General features: G+C 45.7%; 13 protein-coding genes. 6 read left to right on the top strand and 7 right to left on the bottom strand.

Features of this window, described 5'->3' with window-relative positions; all coding sequences use genetic code 11:
• Positions 1-201 precede the first annotated feature (201 nt).
• Together E4T80_RS03445 and E4T80_RS03440 are read left to right on the top strand one after the other, a co-directional pair.
• Positions 202-2,244: an OPT family oligopeptide transporter gene (locus E4T80_RS03445; RefSeq protein ID WP_135054971.1), complete on the top strand. Its 2,043-nt coding sequence runs from the start codon at positions 202-204 to the stop codon at positions 2,242-2,244.
• 92 nt (positions 2,245-2,336) lie between these two features.
• On the top strand, positions 2,337-3,569 hold the full coding sequence (locus E4T80_RS03440) for an aromatic amino acid transporter (RefSeq protein ID WP_135054969.1): 1,233 nt from the start codon (positions 2,337-2,339) through the stop codon (positions 3,567-3,569).
• A gap of 33 nt (positions 3,570-3,602) precedes the next feature.
• Here E4T80_RS03440 and E4T80_RS03435 read toward each other — a convergent pair whose 3' ends face one another.
• Entirely contained in the window at positions 3,603-4,028 is a 426-nt protein-coding gene (locus tag E4T80_RS03435) for a DoxX family protein (protein ID WP_135054967.1), read from the bottom strand.
• 117 nt (positions 4,029-4,145) lie between these two features.
• Between E4T80_RS03435 and E4T80_RS03430 the strand changes: the two genes are divergently transcribed.
• Positions 4,146-5,036, top strand: a complete 891-nt coding sequence (locus E4T80_RS03430) for a LysR family transcriptional regulator (protein ID WP_135054965.1) — start codon at positions 4,146-4,148, stop codon at positions 5,034-5,036.
• On the opposite strand, the gene E4T80_RS03425 is transcribed toward E4T80_RS03430, so the two are convergent.
• The 3 genes from E4T80_RS03425 to E4T80_RS03415 all read right to left on the bottom strand — a co-directional run bounded on the left by E4T80_RS03425 (position 5,037) and on the right by E4T80_RS03415 (position 9,264).
• Entirely contained in the window at positions 5,037-5,462 is a 426-nt protein-coding gene (locus tag E4T80_RS03425) for a universal stress protein (protein ID WP_047976386.1), read from the bottom strand.
• Positions 5,463-5,553: 91 nt separating this feature from the next.
• Positions 5,554-8,193 (bottom strand): TRAP transporter permease, encoded by a 2,640-nt coding sequence (locus E4T80_RS03420; RefSeq protein ID WP_135054963.1) that lies wholly within the window; start codon positions 8,191-8,193, stop codon positions 5,554-5,556.
• 108 nt (positions 8,194-8,301) lie between these two features.
• Entirely contained in the window at positions 8,302-9,264 is a 963-nt protein-coding gene (locus tag E4T80_RS03415) for a TAXI family TRAP transporter solute-binding subunit (protein ID WP_135054961.1), read from the bottom strand.
• Between the two features lie 203 nt (positions 9,265-9,467).
• Here E4T80_RS03415 and E4T80_RS03410 point away from each other — a divergent pair, with 203 nt between their 5' ends.
• Positions 9,468-10,082: a YigZ family protein gene (locus tag E4T80_RS03410; RefSeq protein WP_135054959.1), complete on the top strand. Its 615-nt coding sequence runs from the start codon at positions 9,468-9,470 to the stop codon at positions 10,080-10,082.
• Between the two features lie 8 nt (positions 10,083-10,090).
• Here E4T80_RS03410 and E4T80_RS03405 read toward each other — a convergent pair whose 3' ends face one another.
• A complete protein-coding gene (locus E4T80_RS03405; protein WP_135054957.1) occupies positions 10,091-10,579 on the bottom strand; it encodes a hypothetical protein in 489 nt (162 codons plus the stop codon).
• Between the two features lie 351 nt (positions 10,580-10,930).
• Positions 10,931-12,310: a cysteine--tRNA ligase gene (cysS, locus tag E4T80_RS03400; RefSeq protein ID WP_135055068.1), complete on the bottom strand. Its 1,380-nt coding sequence runs from the start codon at positions 12,308-12,310 to the stop codon at positions 10,931-10,933.
• Between the two features lie 179 nt (positions 12,311-12,489).
• On the opposite strand from cysS, the gene E4T80_RS03395 reads away from it, so the two are divergent.
• Both E4T80_RS03395 and cpdB read left to right on the top strand, forming a co-directional pair.
• Positions 12,490-12,999 (top strand): peptidylprolyl isomerase, encoded by a 510-nt coding sequence (locus E4T80_RS03395; RefSeq protein ID WP_135054955.1) that lies wholly within the window; start codon positions 12,490-12,492, stop codon positions 12,997-12,999.
• 57 nt (positions 13,000-13,056) lie between these two features.
• Positions 13,057-15,027, top strand: a complete 1,971-nt coding sequence (cpdB, locus tag E4T80_RS03390; protein WP_135054953.1) for a 2',3'-cyclic-nucleotide 2'-phosphodiesterase — start codon at positions 13,057-13,059, stop codon at positions 15,025-15,027.
• Between the two features lie 94 nt (positions 15,028-15,121).
• Here cpdB and lpxA read toward each other — a convergent pair whose 3' ends face one another.
• Positions 15,122-15,916: an acyl-ACP--UDP-N-acetylglucosamine O-acyltransferase gene (gene lpxA, locus E4T80_RS03385; RefSeq protein WP_135054951.1), complete on the bottom strand. Its 795-nt coding sequence runs from the start codon at positions 15,914-15,916 to the stop codon at positions 15,122-15,124.
• Between the last annotated feature and the right edge of the window lie 18 nt (positions 15,917-15,934).

The following is a 15,934-nucleotide window of genomic DNA, read 5'->3' as shown; positions in this document are numbered from 1 at the left end:
TCTAAAAAAGGTGCAACCATAGCCAAATTGAGTCTTTAGCATCACAACAAGCGGTCGTTTTTCAGCAATTTTTTGTAAAATGCGATTAAACGATGAAAAATGATTGAAGTTTGCGTACAATAGCCCCCTTAAACGAAATAACTTTTCAATATTTACTTAAATTTAATAAATTTTTCACAAATATAACAATAGGTGTGTTTTATGAATCCAACTCATTATACCGATCCCTATGCGTCCTACCGTGAGCTGACGCTACGGGGAATGCTACTGGGTGCATTGATTACGGTGGTGTTTACCGCATCAAATGTTTATTTAGGGCTTAAAGTCGGCTTGACCTTTGCCTCCTCCATTCCGGCAGCCGTCATTTCAATGGCGGTGCTAAAAATGTTTAAAGGCTCGAATATCCTTGAAAACAATATGGTGCAAACGCAAGCCTCCGCAGCTGGCACGCTCTCCTCTGTGATCTTCGTCCTGCCCGGCTTATTGATGCTCGGCTACTGGCAAGGTTTCCCGTTCTGGCAAACAATGCTGATTTGTAGTACAGGCGGGATTTTAGGGGTGATTTTCACCGTGCCGTTACGCTATGTAATGGTGGTGAAAAGTGCTTTGCCTTATCCTGAAGGGGTTGCCGCCGCCGAAATTCTCAAAGCGGGCAATCCCGATGAGGAAAGCGGAAAACAAGGGGAAAGCGGGATCAAAGACATCATTACCGGCGGTGCATTGGCAGGCGGTTTGGCGCTTCTCACCAACGGCTTGCGGGTGGTTGCCGACGGTGCAAGTTATTGGTTTAAAGTCGGTAACGGCATTTTCCAAGTGCCAATGGGCTTTTCCCTCGCTCTGCTTGGTGCGGGCTATTTAATCGGCTTAATCGGCGGTTTAGCTATCTTACTCGGGATTTTCATTGCTTGGGGGGTTGCCGTACCGTACTTTACGGCAGATACGCCAATGGCAGCCGATGCGGATATGATCGGCTATGCGATGACGATCTGGAAAACGAAAGTACGCTTTATCGGGGTCGGCGCAATGGCGGTGGCGGCACTTTGGACGCTTTTAACCCTACTCAAACCAATGGTGGAAGGAATGAACCGCTCTTTCCGCGCGTTAAAAGATCCGAGCGCTCACAAAATGCAACGCACTGAGCAAGATTTATCTTTTAAATCAATGATCGGCATTTCACTGATCACCATTTTGCTCATCGGCTTAACCCTGTACGGTTTTGTCCAAGATTTACCGATTTCAAGCGGCATAGCGCTCTTATTAGTCGTGGTTTGTACGTTATTCGTCTTCTTTATCGGCTTTTTTATTGCGGCGGCTTGCGGCTATATGGCAGGTTTAGTCGGCTCATCTTCCAGCCCGATTTCAGGCATCGGCATCATTTCGGTGGTGGTGATTTCCCTTGTATTAATGGTGATTGGCAACAGCACCGGCATTTTGGCTAATCCGGAAGGTCAGCAATTTTTAACGGCTCTCACCATTTTCTCTGGTGCGTTTATTGTGGCGATTGCGGCAATCTCTAACGATAACCTGCAAGATCTCAAAACCGGTTTATTAGTCAAAGCGACCCCGTGGCGACAGCAGGTTGCGTTGATTATCGGCTGCGTTGTCGGGGCATTGGTTATCGCGCCGGTGTTAGAAATTCTCTACCACGCCTACGGCTTTACCGGTGCATTGCCGCGGGAGACAATGGATCCGAGCCAAGCGTTATCCGCACCGCAAGCTACCTTGATGACAACGATCGCTAAAGGGATTTTCTCCTCCGATTTGGAATGGCGCTATATTTTTAGTGGCGTTGCACTCGGTATCGCTTTAATTGTGATCGATTTTGTGCTAAAAAAAGCCAGTAACGAACGCTTTGCCTTACCGGCATTGGCGGTTGGAATGGGCATCTATCTGCCGCCGTCAATCAATATGCCGATTGTGATCGGGGCGATTGTCGCTTGGTGTATCCAACGTCATTTGAAAGGTTATGCCAAACGCCACGCTAAAGACAACGAGACGTTACAAAAAGCGGCGGAACGCAACGGTACACTGTTTGCCGCCGGGCTGATTGTCGGAGAAAGCCTCATCGGGGTGATTTTAGCCTTTATTATCGCAACCTCCGTTACCACCGGCGGTTCGGAATCACCGCTTGCATTAAACCTGCAAGATTGGGCGCTCACTTCCGAGTGGCTCGGGTTGTTCGCCTTTATTTTCGGCGTAATTATTTTGAGTTTACGCGTGTTGCGGGCGAAAAAATCCGACTAACTGTGCGATAATAACCGCCAATGATACACCCTATTTGCCGAAATACTGCAAGCGGTCGGTTTCGGCAGATTTTTTACAAAAAGGAATGAAAAATGCAAAAACAACCTTCCGTGATTGGCGGAGCCTGTATAATTGGTGGGGTCTGCGTTGGTGCAGGAATGCTAGGGTTGCCGAGTTCCGGTGCTGGAGCTTGGACAATCTGGTCTAGCCTTGCGATGTTGATCACAATGTTGATGATGACGGCTTCCGGCTGGTTTCTGCTTGAAGCCTATAAAAATTATGATCTTACCGCCTCGTTTAGTACCGTTACTAAAGATCTGCTCGGCACGAAAATCAATGTATTGAACAATTTGTCGGTCTATTTTGTCGGTGGAATCCTGCTTTATGCCTATACCACCGCTTCCGGCGGCATTCTCAGCGAACTGGCAAAACCGTGGCTTTCCCTTGGGGAGTGGGATAGCGCATTTTGGTCTATCCTGTTTGTTTTGGTCTTTTCCTTTTGTGTTTGGCACTCCACCCGATTAGTCGATCGCTTGTCGGTTTTGCTGATTATGTTTATGGCACTTTCATTCATCTTCAGCACCTATGGCTTAGCAATCAATATCGACCTCAACATTTTATTTGATCGTGCCAACCTTGACGGCAGCTACGCCCCCTATGCAATCGCAATGTTCCCCGTGGCGCTGACCTCTTTTGGCTATCACCACTCCGTTTCAACAATGCGTGCCTACTACGGCGAAGAACGCAAAGCCCAGTATGCGATTTTGGGTGGCACGTTGATTGCCCTTGCACTCTATCTGCTTTGGGTATTCAGCATTTTCGGCAATCTGGCGCGTGATCAATTTGCACCGATTATTGCCAGTAACGGCGATTTAGATGTACTTCTCAACGCACTCGGCAATGTGGTGCAATCGGAGTCGGTCAAAAATGCGCTGAACGCCTTCTCAATGGCTGCGATTTTATCTTCGTTCATTGGGGTCGGGTTAGGAATGTTTGATTTCTTGGCAGATTTCTTCCAATTCGATAACAGCAAAGCTGGTAGAACGAAATCGTGGGCGGTTACGTTTCTCCCGCCGTTGTTGCTTTCTTTGCTTTTCCCGCTCGGCTTTTTGAAAGCGATTGGCTATGCCGGTGCGATTGCAACGGTGTGGGCTTGTATTATTCCGGCATTATTGGCTTATAAAGTCCGCCGGCAAAATACTCAAAATCCGTTTCGTGTTTGGGGCGGCACACCGCTGATTGCTCTCGTGATTATCTTTGGTATTTTCACCGCCGCCGCGCATTTGTTGGCAATGTACGGTTACTTACCAATATTTAGTCAATAAAAAAATAGCCCCTAAGATCAGGGGCTATTTTCTTTATGCTTTTGATGTCTCGTTTTTCGCAAACAGTTTATGATCCAAAGACCATTTCCCTGCGCCGATAAACACAAACAGTAAAAAGACCACAGAATAAAGAGCGGCTAATTCACCGTGGTTCAACATCGGCTGGAATAGGGTTTCGGCACTGGCGTGTACACCAAAATAGGCAAATGCCATCATACCGGAGAGTAAAAATGCGACCGGACGAGTCAATAAGCCGAGAATAAACAGGCTGCCGCCGATAATTTCCAACGTCCCCGCTACACCGTATTGGGACATCAGCTCGACACTGCCGTTACCGCCGGTCATCGACACGGGAAATTCAAAAAATTTCGCCGTACCGTGCAGTAAAAACATATAGCCGACAACAAGGCGGACAAGTAAGAAAACCATTGGGGTAAGTTTTTCAGAAAATGTGTTCATTTGTGCTTTCCTCATCAGATAGTTCGAAAGGCGTGCATTATACGCATAACCCTCCTCTTGATAATCTATGATTTACTTAATACACTGTTAAGCCTGACTTAATGAACGGAACTTACGATGTACGATTATAAAGCAATGTCTGTGTTTGCCTGTGTGGTTGCGCAGGGATCAATGCAAGGAGCTGCGGATAAACTGTCAATGACCCCCTCCGCCGTTACGCAATCTATTCAAAAATTAGAACATCAGTTACAGATTAAATTGCTTAATCGCACCACCCGCAAGCTCTCTTTAACGGAGGCTGGCGAAGTCTTTTATCAACACGTTCATCAAATGCAACAAAGTGCCGAAAATGCGATCAAAAGTGTTGAACTGCTCCGCTCCCAACCTTTCGGGCAACTAAATATCGCCTGTGTAACGGGGTTAATGGACAGTTTGCTGATCAATATGTTTAAGTCCGTACTAGACAGCCACCCCGAATTTCACCTGAATTTGCATTTTGAAGATAAGATGACGGATTTACTCGAACAGAGGATTGATATTTCGCTGCGTTCCGGCATTGGGGTGCTGACCGATAATATGATCGCTCGCCATATTTATGATTTTGAGTGGGTTGTGGTCGGGCACCGGGATTATTTTGCGGAAAAAGAGATACCCGCTACTTTAGATGAGCTTGCCAAATTAGACTGGATCAGTTTTTCTAATGCACGGTTTACATCGCTCCCATTCAAACAGGGCGAACGGCAACAAGAGATTTTTCCCGACTACCGCATTCACTGTAACAGCCTTTATGCCAGCCGCCGACTCACGATGAGCGGGCTGGGCGTGTCAATTCAACCGGCGGTTGATGTTGAAAAAGCCTTGGCAAGCGGTGAGTTAATCCGCATTTTTTGCGATTGGCAACTACCGCCTGTGCCATTGTATTTGGTTACTTTGCAACGCATTCAATCGGAAAAAGTCCGCATCGCCTGCGAGCTCATCACGCACTATTTTGAGCAACTGAAAAAATAACTACTTGACGATCAACACAGGTGTTGTGCCATATTTCGCAACACGGCGGGTATTATTGCTCAACCCTTTAGCCTTCGGCTTACTGCTGGCTAACATTATGACTAAATCCACCTGTTTCTCTGCGGCAATTCGATTGATTTCTTCATAAATTGTTCCGTGTGCCACAATATGTTGCACTTTGGCACTCGGTGGAAAATGGGTTTGCGTGAACTGGTGTAAGGCTTTATTCACCTCGGTAATCAAAGACTTATCAAAGTTTTTCGGCAAAAATGCCGAAATAAAACTGTCATCAAGCGGCTCAATCACCGTAACTGCCCGAAAACGCGCATTCGGATTTTGGGCGGTTAAATGCAACGCCGTCTCCACCACTAATTGTGACCCTTGCGGATTATTCAAATCAATCGCAAGCAATAATTCATTATACATTGGGTATCCTTCCTATACTCAAGCGGTCAGTTTAAGCCGATTGTTTGCACAACAAGTTGCAAAATTTGCTTCAAAACCGACCGCTTACCATCTATTTTTTAATGCGGCGGCGTTGATTCCAGCCGACTAAGGCTGCCAGTAACAGTGCCGGTATCATCATCAATTCTTTAGGTAACGCATTTTGTGGTACGGAAACCGCTAGAATGGTTTGCTCCCAATTCAAACCGACTTTAGCTGCCGGAGAATCAATTTCTACATTATCAATAATGATTTTTGCAGACGGTTGTCCGTCAATCTCAATGGTTTCGCCTGTCTCAAGTAGCGTTAAGCCGAGGGCTTTCAGCCGTTCTTCCCCAGAATTGCCCTCCGGCACGCTTAATTCAGAGTAGAACTCGATCGCTTTACCATAAGGGTTTAAACCTGATACTTTAAGTTTGAAAGTCTCGCCCACAGTCGATTGCTCAAGGGCTTGTACAAATTGAGTAGGAAGAATATCCCGCTCACTCGGAGAAATCCGTTCCATAAAAAAGCCCGGTCGGAATAGCATAAATGCGGCTAAAACTAACACGGCGGTTTCCCACACTTTGTTTTTAGTGAGGAAATAGTCCATTGTCGCCGCGGTGAACAGTAAGATCCCGATGGTTGCCGTTACAAACACCAATATGCCTTTTGCCCAACCGACATCAATCAGCAACAAATCGGTATTAAAGATAAACAGGAACGGTAAAATAGCGGTTCTAAGGCTGTAAAAGAACGCAACAAGCCCCGTTTTAATCGGGCTACCGCCGGAAATCGCCGCTGCCGCAAACGAGGCAAGCCCTACCGGCGGGGTTACGTCCGCCATTATGCCGAAATAGAAGACGAATAAATGTACTGCAATGAGCGGCACAATTAAGCCGTTCTGTTTGCCGACTTCAACAATCACTAACGCCATCAGCGAAGAGACCACGATATAATTCGCCGTAGTCGGCAGCCCCATTCCTAAGATTAAGCTGAAAATCGCCACTAAAATCAGCATCAGTAGAATATTGCCCATTGATAACATTTCGATAATGCCGGACAGTTGCACGCCAAAGCCGGTCAATGATACAACGCCGACAATAATCCCTGCTGTTGCAGTAGCAATGCCGATGCCGATCATATTTCTCGCACCGGCCTCCAAGCCGTCTACCAATTCTTGCACGCCTTGTTTAAACAGTCTGACCTTACAATGCGATTCTCGGCGGAACAGGCTTAATAACGGACGTTGCGTGAGCAGGATCACCGTGAGAGTCATTGTTCCCCAAAATGCAGATAGCCCTGGCGACATTCGCTCGATCATCAAACACCACATCAGTACCACAACCGGCAATAAGTAGTGCAATCCCGCATTGACGGTCGGCTTGGCGGAAGGCAGTTTAACGATTTTAGCGTTCGGATCGTCAGGTTCGAGATCCGGAAAGGTCGCAACACGGCGAATTAAGATCAAATATACTACCGCCAGCAGTGCCAATACAATGATAAAGGCAAAATCAGGGGTTGCAGATTTTAGCCAGCCTAATCCGAAATCCAATGCGAAATAAGCGACACAAATCACCAAGAAATTCGCTAATACTCTAATTAGACTGACCAACATTGGGCTTGGCGGATCAGTTCTTTCCAGCCCTTTCAGCCCCATTTTTTGTGCTTCAAGATGCACAATATAGACCAAGGCAATATAGGAAATCAATGCCGGCAAAAAAGCGTGAGTGATCAACTGGCTATAAGGCATATTAACGTATTCAATCATCAAAAACGCCGCAGCCCCCATTACCGGCGGCATAATTTGCCCGTTTACCGAGGACGCCACTTCGACCGCACCCGCTTTTTCCGGGCTAAATCCGACCCGCTTCATCATTGGAATGGTAAATGTGCCGGTTGTTACCACATTAGCAATTGATGAGCCGGACACTAGCCCCGTGAGTGCCGATGAGACCACCGCAGCTTTCGCCGGCCCGCCGCTCAAATGCCCCAAATACGCAAAGGCGGTTTTAATAAAGTAGTTGCCTGCCCCGGCTTTGTCGAGTAATGCCCCAAATAAGACAAAGAGGAATACATATTTGGTCGATACCCCCAATGCCACACCAAATACCCCTTCGGTTGTGATCCATTGTTGATTGACAATTTGTGAGAGAGAACCGGAGCGGTGGCTGATGATCCAGTCTGTCGGCAGAAATTGTCCGACATAGTTGTAGATTAAAAATACACCCGCAATAATTACCAACGGCAGACCTAAGCTGCGGCGGCAGGCTTCCAGCAAAATCAGAATACCTAAGCAGCCGGCAATAATATCTTGTGTATTCGGTGCACCGAATCTGGTAACCAAACCTTCATAGAAGAAAATATAATAAGCCCCTAAAAATGCGCCGAGAAGGGCAAATAACCAGTCTTGATAGGGTATTCGGTGTTTAGGGGAATTGGCAAAAGCCGGAAAAGAGAGATAGGCAAGGAAGAGTGCAAACGCCAAGTGAATGGAACGAGCTTTGGTGTCGTCCACCACCACATTAAGATGAAGTCCCCACTCCCTTACCAACTCTTGCAGCCAAAACGGAAAAGGCGAGGTGTAATAGAGTTGAAAAACAGACCATAAAATCGCCGTGATAATAATGAGTTTTTTGGCAAACCCTGTCGGATTACGACCACCGGCATCATTTGATGCAACCATATCTTGCAGATCGTCATAATCTAAAGTGTTAGGGCGAGAATTAGACATAGTGCCTCCGAGAGAAAACGACATTGCAAGCGGTCGGATTGGGGCATTTTTTTACAAATTCTGCCGCCAATCTTACCGCTTGCCTATCAAATATAAAATGAGAAACGATTATTTGATCCAACCACGTTCTTTATAATAACGCACGGCACCGTCGTGCAATGGCGCAGATAGTGCATTTTTAATCATCTCTTCTTCTTTCAAATTAGCAAACGCCGGATGTAAACGTTTGAAACGATCAAAATTATCAAATACCGCTTTTACTACCGCATACACTTTGTCATCTTCCACATCGGCGGAGGTAACTAAGGTCGCATAAACCCCGAAAGTATCTACCGGATTATCGCTGCCTTTATACAAGCCGCCCGGAATGACCGCTTTAGCGTAGTAAGAGTGTTCGGCAACCAGTTTATCAATTGCCTCGCCGGATACCGGTACTAAATGTGCATCGCACGAAGCCGCCGCCTCTTTTAATGCCCCGTTCGGATGACCGACATTATAGGTAATCGCATCTAAATTATTGTCGCACATTACCGATGCCATTTCAGACGGTTTCAATTCGGAAGCGACTTTAAACGCTTTATCCGTCCAACCTTTTGCCGCTAAAATCACGTTCATTGTCGCCCGTGTGCCTGAACCCGGATCGCCCACATTCACCCGTTTGCCTTTCAAATCGTCAAAATGTTTAATGCCTGAATCATCTCGTGCCATCACAGTGAACGGTTCGGGGTGAATAGAGAAGACTGCACGCAATTTCTCGTTTTTCTTGCCTTCAAATGAACTTGAGCCGTTATAAGCGTGGTATTGCCAGTCGGATTGTGCAATCCCCATATCCATTTGTTTATCGGCAATCGCATTCAGATTTGCTACCGATGCTCCCGTTGAGGGTGCATTACATTTAATCTGTGTTTTTGCCGTATCACGGTTTACCAATTGGCATACGGATTGCCCGACCACATAATATACACCGGTTTGACCACCTGTGCCGATCGTAATGAATTTTTCTTCGGCTTGAACCGACAACGCACTCATCGCTAATGTTGCCGCAACGGAAAAGGTTAGATATTTTTTCATTTAAAAGCCCTCTGATTAAAATGGACGCGAATGTTGTGTTATTTTCACCTGAAAATGGAGATAAGATATACGCCTATCTCCAATGACGCAATCGTTTTCTTTTAAAAATATGAACCATTTCACATTTTTTTAACACTAATGCCCGCAAAGGCACAAGGCGGCTATGCTAAAATACCGTTGTTTGCAGACAATACAGAACAAAAATGGAATTTTTTATCCCAAAAGCAGAAGTGATTTTTGAAGAAGAGATCAAAAAAAGCCGATTTATCACTTATCTACGCCACACAGAAGGGCTTGAGCAAGCCAAACAGTTTTGGGCGGAGATCAGAGCCTTACACCCTCACGCCCGCCATCACTGCTGGGCTACGGTAGCGGCCAGTCCGCATAACTCGCAGCAGTACGGTTTTTCCGACGATGGCGAGCCCGCCGGCACGGCAGGCAAACCAATGCTCAACTATTTACTCGGCAGCGGTTTAGGGGAAATTAGTGCGGTAGTGGTGCGTTATTACGGCGGCATTTTACTCGGCACGGGCGGCTTGGTGAAAGCCTACGGAAACGGGGTACAACAGGCACTCAGCCGGCTGGAAACCGTTCGCAAAGTATTACGCCAAAACTACCGCTTGCAGTGTGAGTACGACCAATTTAACAGCCTCCAACACCTCTTTAACGAATGGGATATCAGCCTTGTTGAGCAACAATTTAGCGATAAAATTGATTTAATACTCGGCATTAACCCCAGCCAACTGGCGACCATTCAACAACAACTCACCGAGCGTTTTTCAGGGAAGTTAGTATTAACTCATATAGGGGATAATTAAAAATTAGGTTAGATAAAACGATGTATGAGAAAAGCTGCTTGATGATTTTCAGAGATAAATGTCTCAATTTTATAAACAGATCTCAGCAAAGAAACAGCCAATCGGCAGTGTGCGGATTGTCGGGCGGTATAAGCACCATCAAAAATAATCCACTCTCTATTCTCCGAATATAAGCAAACTGTTTCTAAAATAGTTGCTGATATATCCTCATTACGCAGTTTTTTAATCAGATCTTTAAGTGCATTATGATCATTAGCCCAATAACATCTTATTATAAATAATGTTTGATTTATAATCACAGGGTAAGTAGGAAGAGGTTCATCACCAAGTAGAATAATTGGTGTATGCTCTACATTTAAAACAGATAAGAACGCATTTTTAGCGTCAGCCATAGGATATAATTCAGATTCATACCCTTGCCATACCTCTGCTTGATGATAAGGCAACATCACAAAAAAATCGCCATCGCTATTCAATTCCACAAACTGATTTTTCAATGAGTTGCTCCTCTTAAATTTACTTGATATAGCGAACTTTTGATAAAATCAATACAACCGTCTTTGTCTATATTCTGATTAGCAATATCAATCCGGATATAGTATTTTTTAACCGAGGTTTTAATTCAATCTCTATCCAAATCCATTGGATAACTTATATATTTCTGCTTCGATAATATACGTATAAAATTATCCTTAGACGGATAACCCTTCTTAACAAATATTCCTTTATAACTGACATTTCTTCCCTATTGTATGCCACAAGATGAAGAATATATAAAAAAATTGAGCTGATAGGATTATCAAAGCTCAACTTTACATTTTCTCTTTCAAAACCAACCGCTTGCTAAGCTAGGCTTTGCGCCAAGTTGTGCCGTTTGCACCGTCTTCTAACACAATGCCCATTGCGGTGAGCTTGTTGCGGGCTTCATCGGCTGCCGCCCAGTTTTTAGCGGCTCTGGCTTCATTGCGTTGCCGAATTAATGCTTCAATCTCCGCCACATCATCATTATCCGCACTGCCCTGTAAGAAAGTTTCCGGTGCTTGTTCCAATAAGCCTAGCACTCCGCCAAGTTGTTTTAAACGAGCCGCTAATATATTAGCTTGAGCTGTATCGTCATTCTTCACTTTATTGATTTCACGAGCCAGCTCAAACAGTACCGCCAATGCCCCCGGTGTATTGAAATCATCGTCCATTGCGGCTTTAAAGGCGTCCACATAGGCATCATTCCCTGTCGGTTCAATGGCTGTATCACAGCCACGTAAAGCCGTATATAAACGCTCTAACGCTTTACGTGCCAAGCCGATATTCTCTTCGCTGTAATCAAGCAAGCTACGGTATTGTGCGGTTAAGAAGAAATAACGCACACTTTCACAATCGTATTTATCCAAAATATCCCGAATGGTGAAGAAATTATTCAGGGATTTTGACATTTTTTCTTCGTTGATCGTCAGCATTCCCGTGTGTAGCCAATAATTGACATATTGATCCCCGTGGGCACAGCAAGATTGCGCAATCTCGTTTTCGTGGTGTGGGAACATCAAATCCGAGCCGCCGCCGTGAATATCAAAATGCGTCCCCAGCTCTTTACTGTTCATAGCCGAACATTCAATATGCCAGCCGGGGCGACCTTTACCCCAAGGGGAATCCCAGCTCGGTTCGTTTTCTTTCGACATCTTCCACAGCACGAAATCCATCGGATTACGTTTCACCGATTTAATCTCGACTCTCGCTCCTGCTTGCAGTTGCTCTAAATTTTGGCGGGACAATGCCCCGTATTGCTTGAAAGATTCCACATTAAACATCACATCGCCGTCCTCTGCGACATAGGCATGTCCTTTATCAAGCAAGGTTTGCACCATCGCAATAATCTCCGAAATATGTTGTGTCGCTCTCGGCTCGACATCGGGGCGTAAAATGTTAAGCGAATCAAAATCCTTGTGCATTTCGGCGATCATACGGTCCACCAACTGATCGCAACTTTCATTGTTTTTGAGGGCACGTTTGATGATTTTATCGTCCACATCGGTGATATTTCGCACATAACGAAGATTGTAGCCCGAATAACGCAAATAACGGGCAATAACATCGAAGGACACAAAGGTGCGCCCGTGCCCAAAATGGCAAAGATCATAAACCGTTACACCACATACATACATTCCCACTTGGTTCGGGTTAATCGGTTTAAACTCTTCTTTTTCACGCTTTAACGTATTGTAAATTTTGAGCATAACGTCCTCATTTGTGTCTAAAAAATCCGCCATTTTGCAAACAATCGGCTAAATCCGACCGCTTGCAATGCCTTTAAAATGATAAGAGTATAACGAATTTTGAGAATTTTTTGCAATTTTTGCCAAACTTTTTAATAATATCGCTCTAAACTCCCTTTCCCTGTTATAAGGAACCCGAAATGATTACATTACATACCAATTTTGGCGAGATTAAAATCCAATTAGATTTTGACAAAGCGCCCATCACTGCTAAAAACTTTGAAGATTACTGCAAAGAAGGCTTTTACAACGGCACGATCTTCCACCGTGTGATTGACGGCTTTATGATTCAAGGCGGCGGAATGACGGTCAGCTTCACTGAAAAAGCGACCAAAGCACCGATTCAAAATGAAGCCAACAACCGTTTGAGCAACAAACGTGGTACGATCGCAATGGCTCGTACCGCCGATCCGCACTCTGCGTCATCGCAATTTTTTATCAATGTTGCCGATAACACCTTCTTAGATTACCGCTCTAAAGAGATGCACGGACGTGAAGTGGTGCAAGAGTGGGGTTATGCCGTCTTTGGTGAAGTAGTCGAAGGTATGGACGTTGTCGATAAAATCAAAGGTGTAGCAACCGGCAATAAAGGTTTCCACCAAAATGTCCCGAAAGAAGATGTGATCATCGAATCGGTTAGCGTGGCATAACGGCAAAAGGTTGGGTTATACCAACCTTTTCTTTTTTGAGTAATAAAAGGAGTCAGAATGAACAGAAGACATTTCATTAAAATCGGCGCAACCAGTATTTTAGCCCTGAGTACTAACCGTTTTGCCTTTGCCGCCGGCAATAGCAAAGTGCATTTTCGCATTGTCGGCACAACCGATATTCACAGCTTTTTAACGGATTTTGACTATTACAAAGATGCCCCAACGGATAAATTTGGCTTTACCCGTGCCGCAACGTTAATCGAACAAGCCCGCCAAGAAGCCAAAAACAGTGTACTGGTGGATAACGGCGACTTAATTCAGGGTAACCCGATTGCCGATTATCAAGCCGCCGTAGGACATAAAGCCGGTGAGCCTCACCCTGCCGTTGCAGCGCTCAATGCGATGCATTATGATGTCGGCACGCTCGGCAACCACGAATTCAACTACGGTTTAACCTACCTTGAGAGTGCTATCAAACAAGCCCAATTCCCGATCATTAATGCGAATATCGTTAAAGCCGGCACAGACGAACCGCTTTATCAGCCTTATTTTATCCAACCGAAAGAGGTTGTTGATGAGGACGGCATTAAGCATACGCTCAATGTGGGCTATATCGGCTTTGTGCCGCCGCAAATTATGGTGTGGGACAAAGCCCATTTAGACGGCAAAGTGGAAGCCCGTGATATTGTGAAAACGGCGGAAAAATATGTGCCGCTCGTCAAAAAAGCCGGTGCGGATATTATCATCGCCCTTGCTCACACCGGCCCGTCCGATAAGCCATATCAAGAAGGGGCAGAGAATGCGGCTTTCTACCTTGCCGATGTCAAAGGCATTGATGCAGTTATTTTCGGGCATTCTCACCGCCTCTTCCCGAATAAAGAGTTTGCCGGTACTGCAAACGCCGATATTGAAAAAGGCACATTCAAAGGCGTGCCGGAAGCAATGGCAGGCTACTGGGCAAATAATATCAGCGTGATTGATTTAACCCTTGCCAAGCGGGGTAACGATTGGCTGGTAACGGACGGCAGTGCTGCACTGCGCCCGATTTATGACACCGCCACTAAAACCGCCGTTGCAAAAAATCACCCCGAACTGACCGCTTTATTGCAGCCGGTTCACGAGGCGACCCGCCAATTTGTCTCCCAGCCAATCGGTAAGGCGGACGATAATATGTACAGCTACCTCGCCTTAATTCAGGACGATCCGACCATTCAGATCGTCAATCAGGCACAGCGGGCTTATGTGGAAAATGCGGTAAAAGCTTTACCCGAACTAGCCGGTCTGCCGATTTTAAGTGCAGGCGCGCCGTTTAAAGCGGGCGGACGTAAAAACGATCCGAACGGTTATACGGAGGTAGATAAAGGCGAATTAACCTTCCGTAATGCCGCTGATTTGTACCTCTACCCAAACACGCTGGTGGTGGTGAAAGTCAGTGGCGAACAGCTCAAAGAGTGGCTGGAGTGCAGTGCCGGAATGTTTAAGCAGATCGACCCGAAAAGTGAACAGCCTCAAACCCTAATTGATTGGGAGGGCTTCCGCACTTACAATTTTGATGTGATTGACGGGGTCGAATATCAATTTAATATTACCCAACCGGCACGTTATGACGGAGAATGTAAACTGATTAACCCGACTGCCCAGCGGGTAATCAACCTTACGTTTAACGGCAAAGCCGTTGATCCAAAAGGGGAATTTTTAATTGCAACCAACAATTATCGTGCGTACAGCAATAAATTCCCCGGCACAGGCGATCAACATATCGTCTTTGCCTCACCGGACGAAAACCGCCAAATACTTGCCAATTACATTACCGCACAAACGCAGGCGCACGGAAAAGTCAGCCCAACTGCAAACGGTAACTGGCGGTTTGCACCAATCAAAACCCAAGTGAAATTGGATATTCGGGTTGAAACATCACCAACGGAAAAAGCGAAAGCCTTTATCAAAGAAAAAGCGCAATATCCAATGGAGCAAGTAGGAACAGATGAAGTCGGCTTTGCAGTTTACCGCATTGACTTAACCCAGTAGCAAGCGGTCGGTTCGGCTGAACGATCTACAAAATGGGACACTACCGGTGTCCCATTTATTTTGTCGATTTTAGTTTGAAACCCACCGCTTGCGACTAGCGGATAATACCTCGGGTCGAACGTTTAAAGAAGTCGAGGAATAAACTGACCGCCGCTTCGGTTTTAGCGTATTGTTCAATTTCCGGCATCGCTTCTTCAAGGGTTTTGCCACTACGGTAAATCAATTTATACACATTACGAATAGCGTGCATTGTCGCTTTTTCAAAGCCACGGCGTTTTAGCCCTTCAAGATTGACCCCGAACGGTTGAGCGTGGTTGCCTTGCGCCATCACATAAGGTGGTACGTCTTGGCTGACCATTGAGCCGCCGCCAAGCATAACGTGCGAACCAATCACGACAAATTGATGAATTGCCGACATTCCGCCGACAATCACAAAATCATCTAGGGTAACGTGTCCGGCAAGCGTGCCGTTATTGGCAATAATACAGCGGTTACCAATCTGACAATCGTGGGCGATATGACAGTTGATCATAAACAGGTTATCATCACCGACTTTCGTTACACCACCGCCCTGCACCGTGCCACGATGAATGGTAACACTCTCACGAATCCGATTGCGATGACCGATACGGGTTTTGGTCGGTTCGCCTTGATATTTTAAATCCTGGTTGATTTCGCCAATGCTGGCAAATTGGAAAATATGGTTATCTTCACCAATTTCCGTATCCCCTTGAATCACAACGTGGGAATGAATTTTGGTTCTCGCCCCGATTTTTACCTCTTTGCCAATCACGCAAAACGGGCCGATTTCCACCCCAGCCCCAATGCGAGCGCCCTCTTCAATGACGGCAAGCGGGCTTATTTTTGCTGAAGAATCAATAAGTTGCATAGTTTTCCCTCTTGTTAG

The sequence above is a fragment of the Muribacter muris genome, assembly GCF_004569585.1.
In the GTDB taxonomy this organism is placed as follows: Bacteria; Pseudomonadota; Gammaproteobacteria; order Enterobacterales; family Pasteurellaceae; genus Muribacter; species Muribacter muris.
Note: the sequence above shows the minus strand (reverse complement) of the source record. Positions and strands in the feature narration are given on the sequence as shown.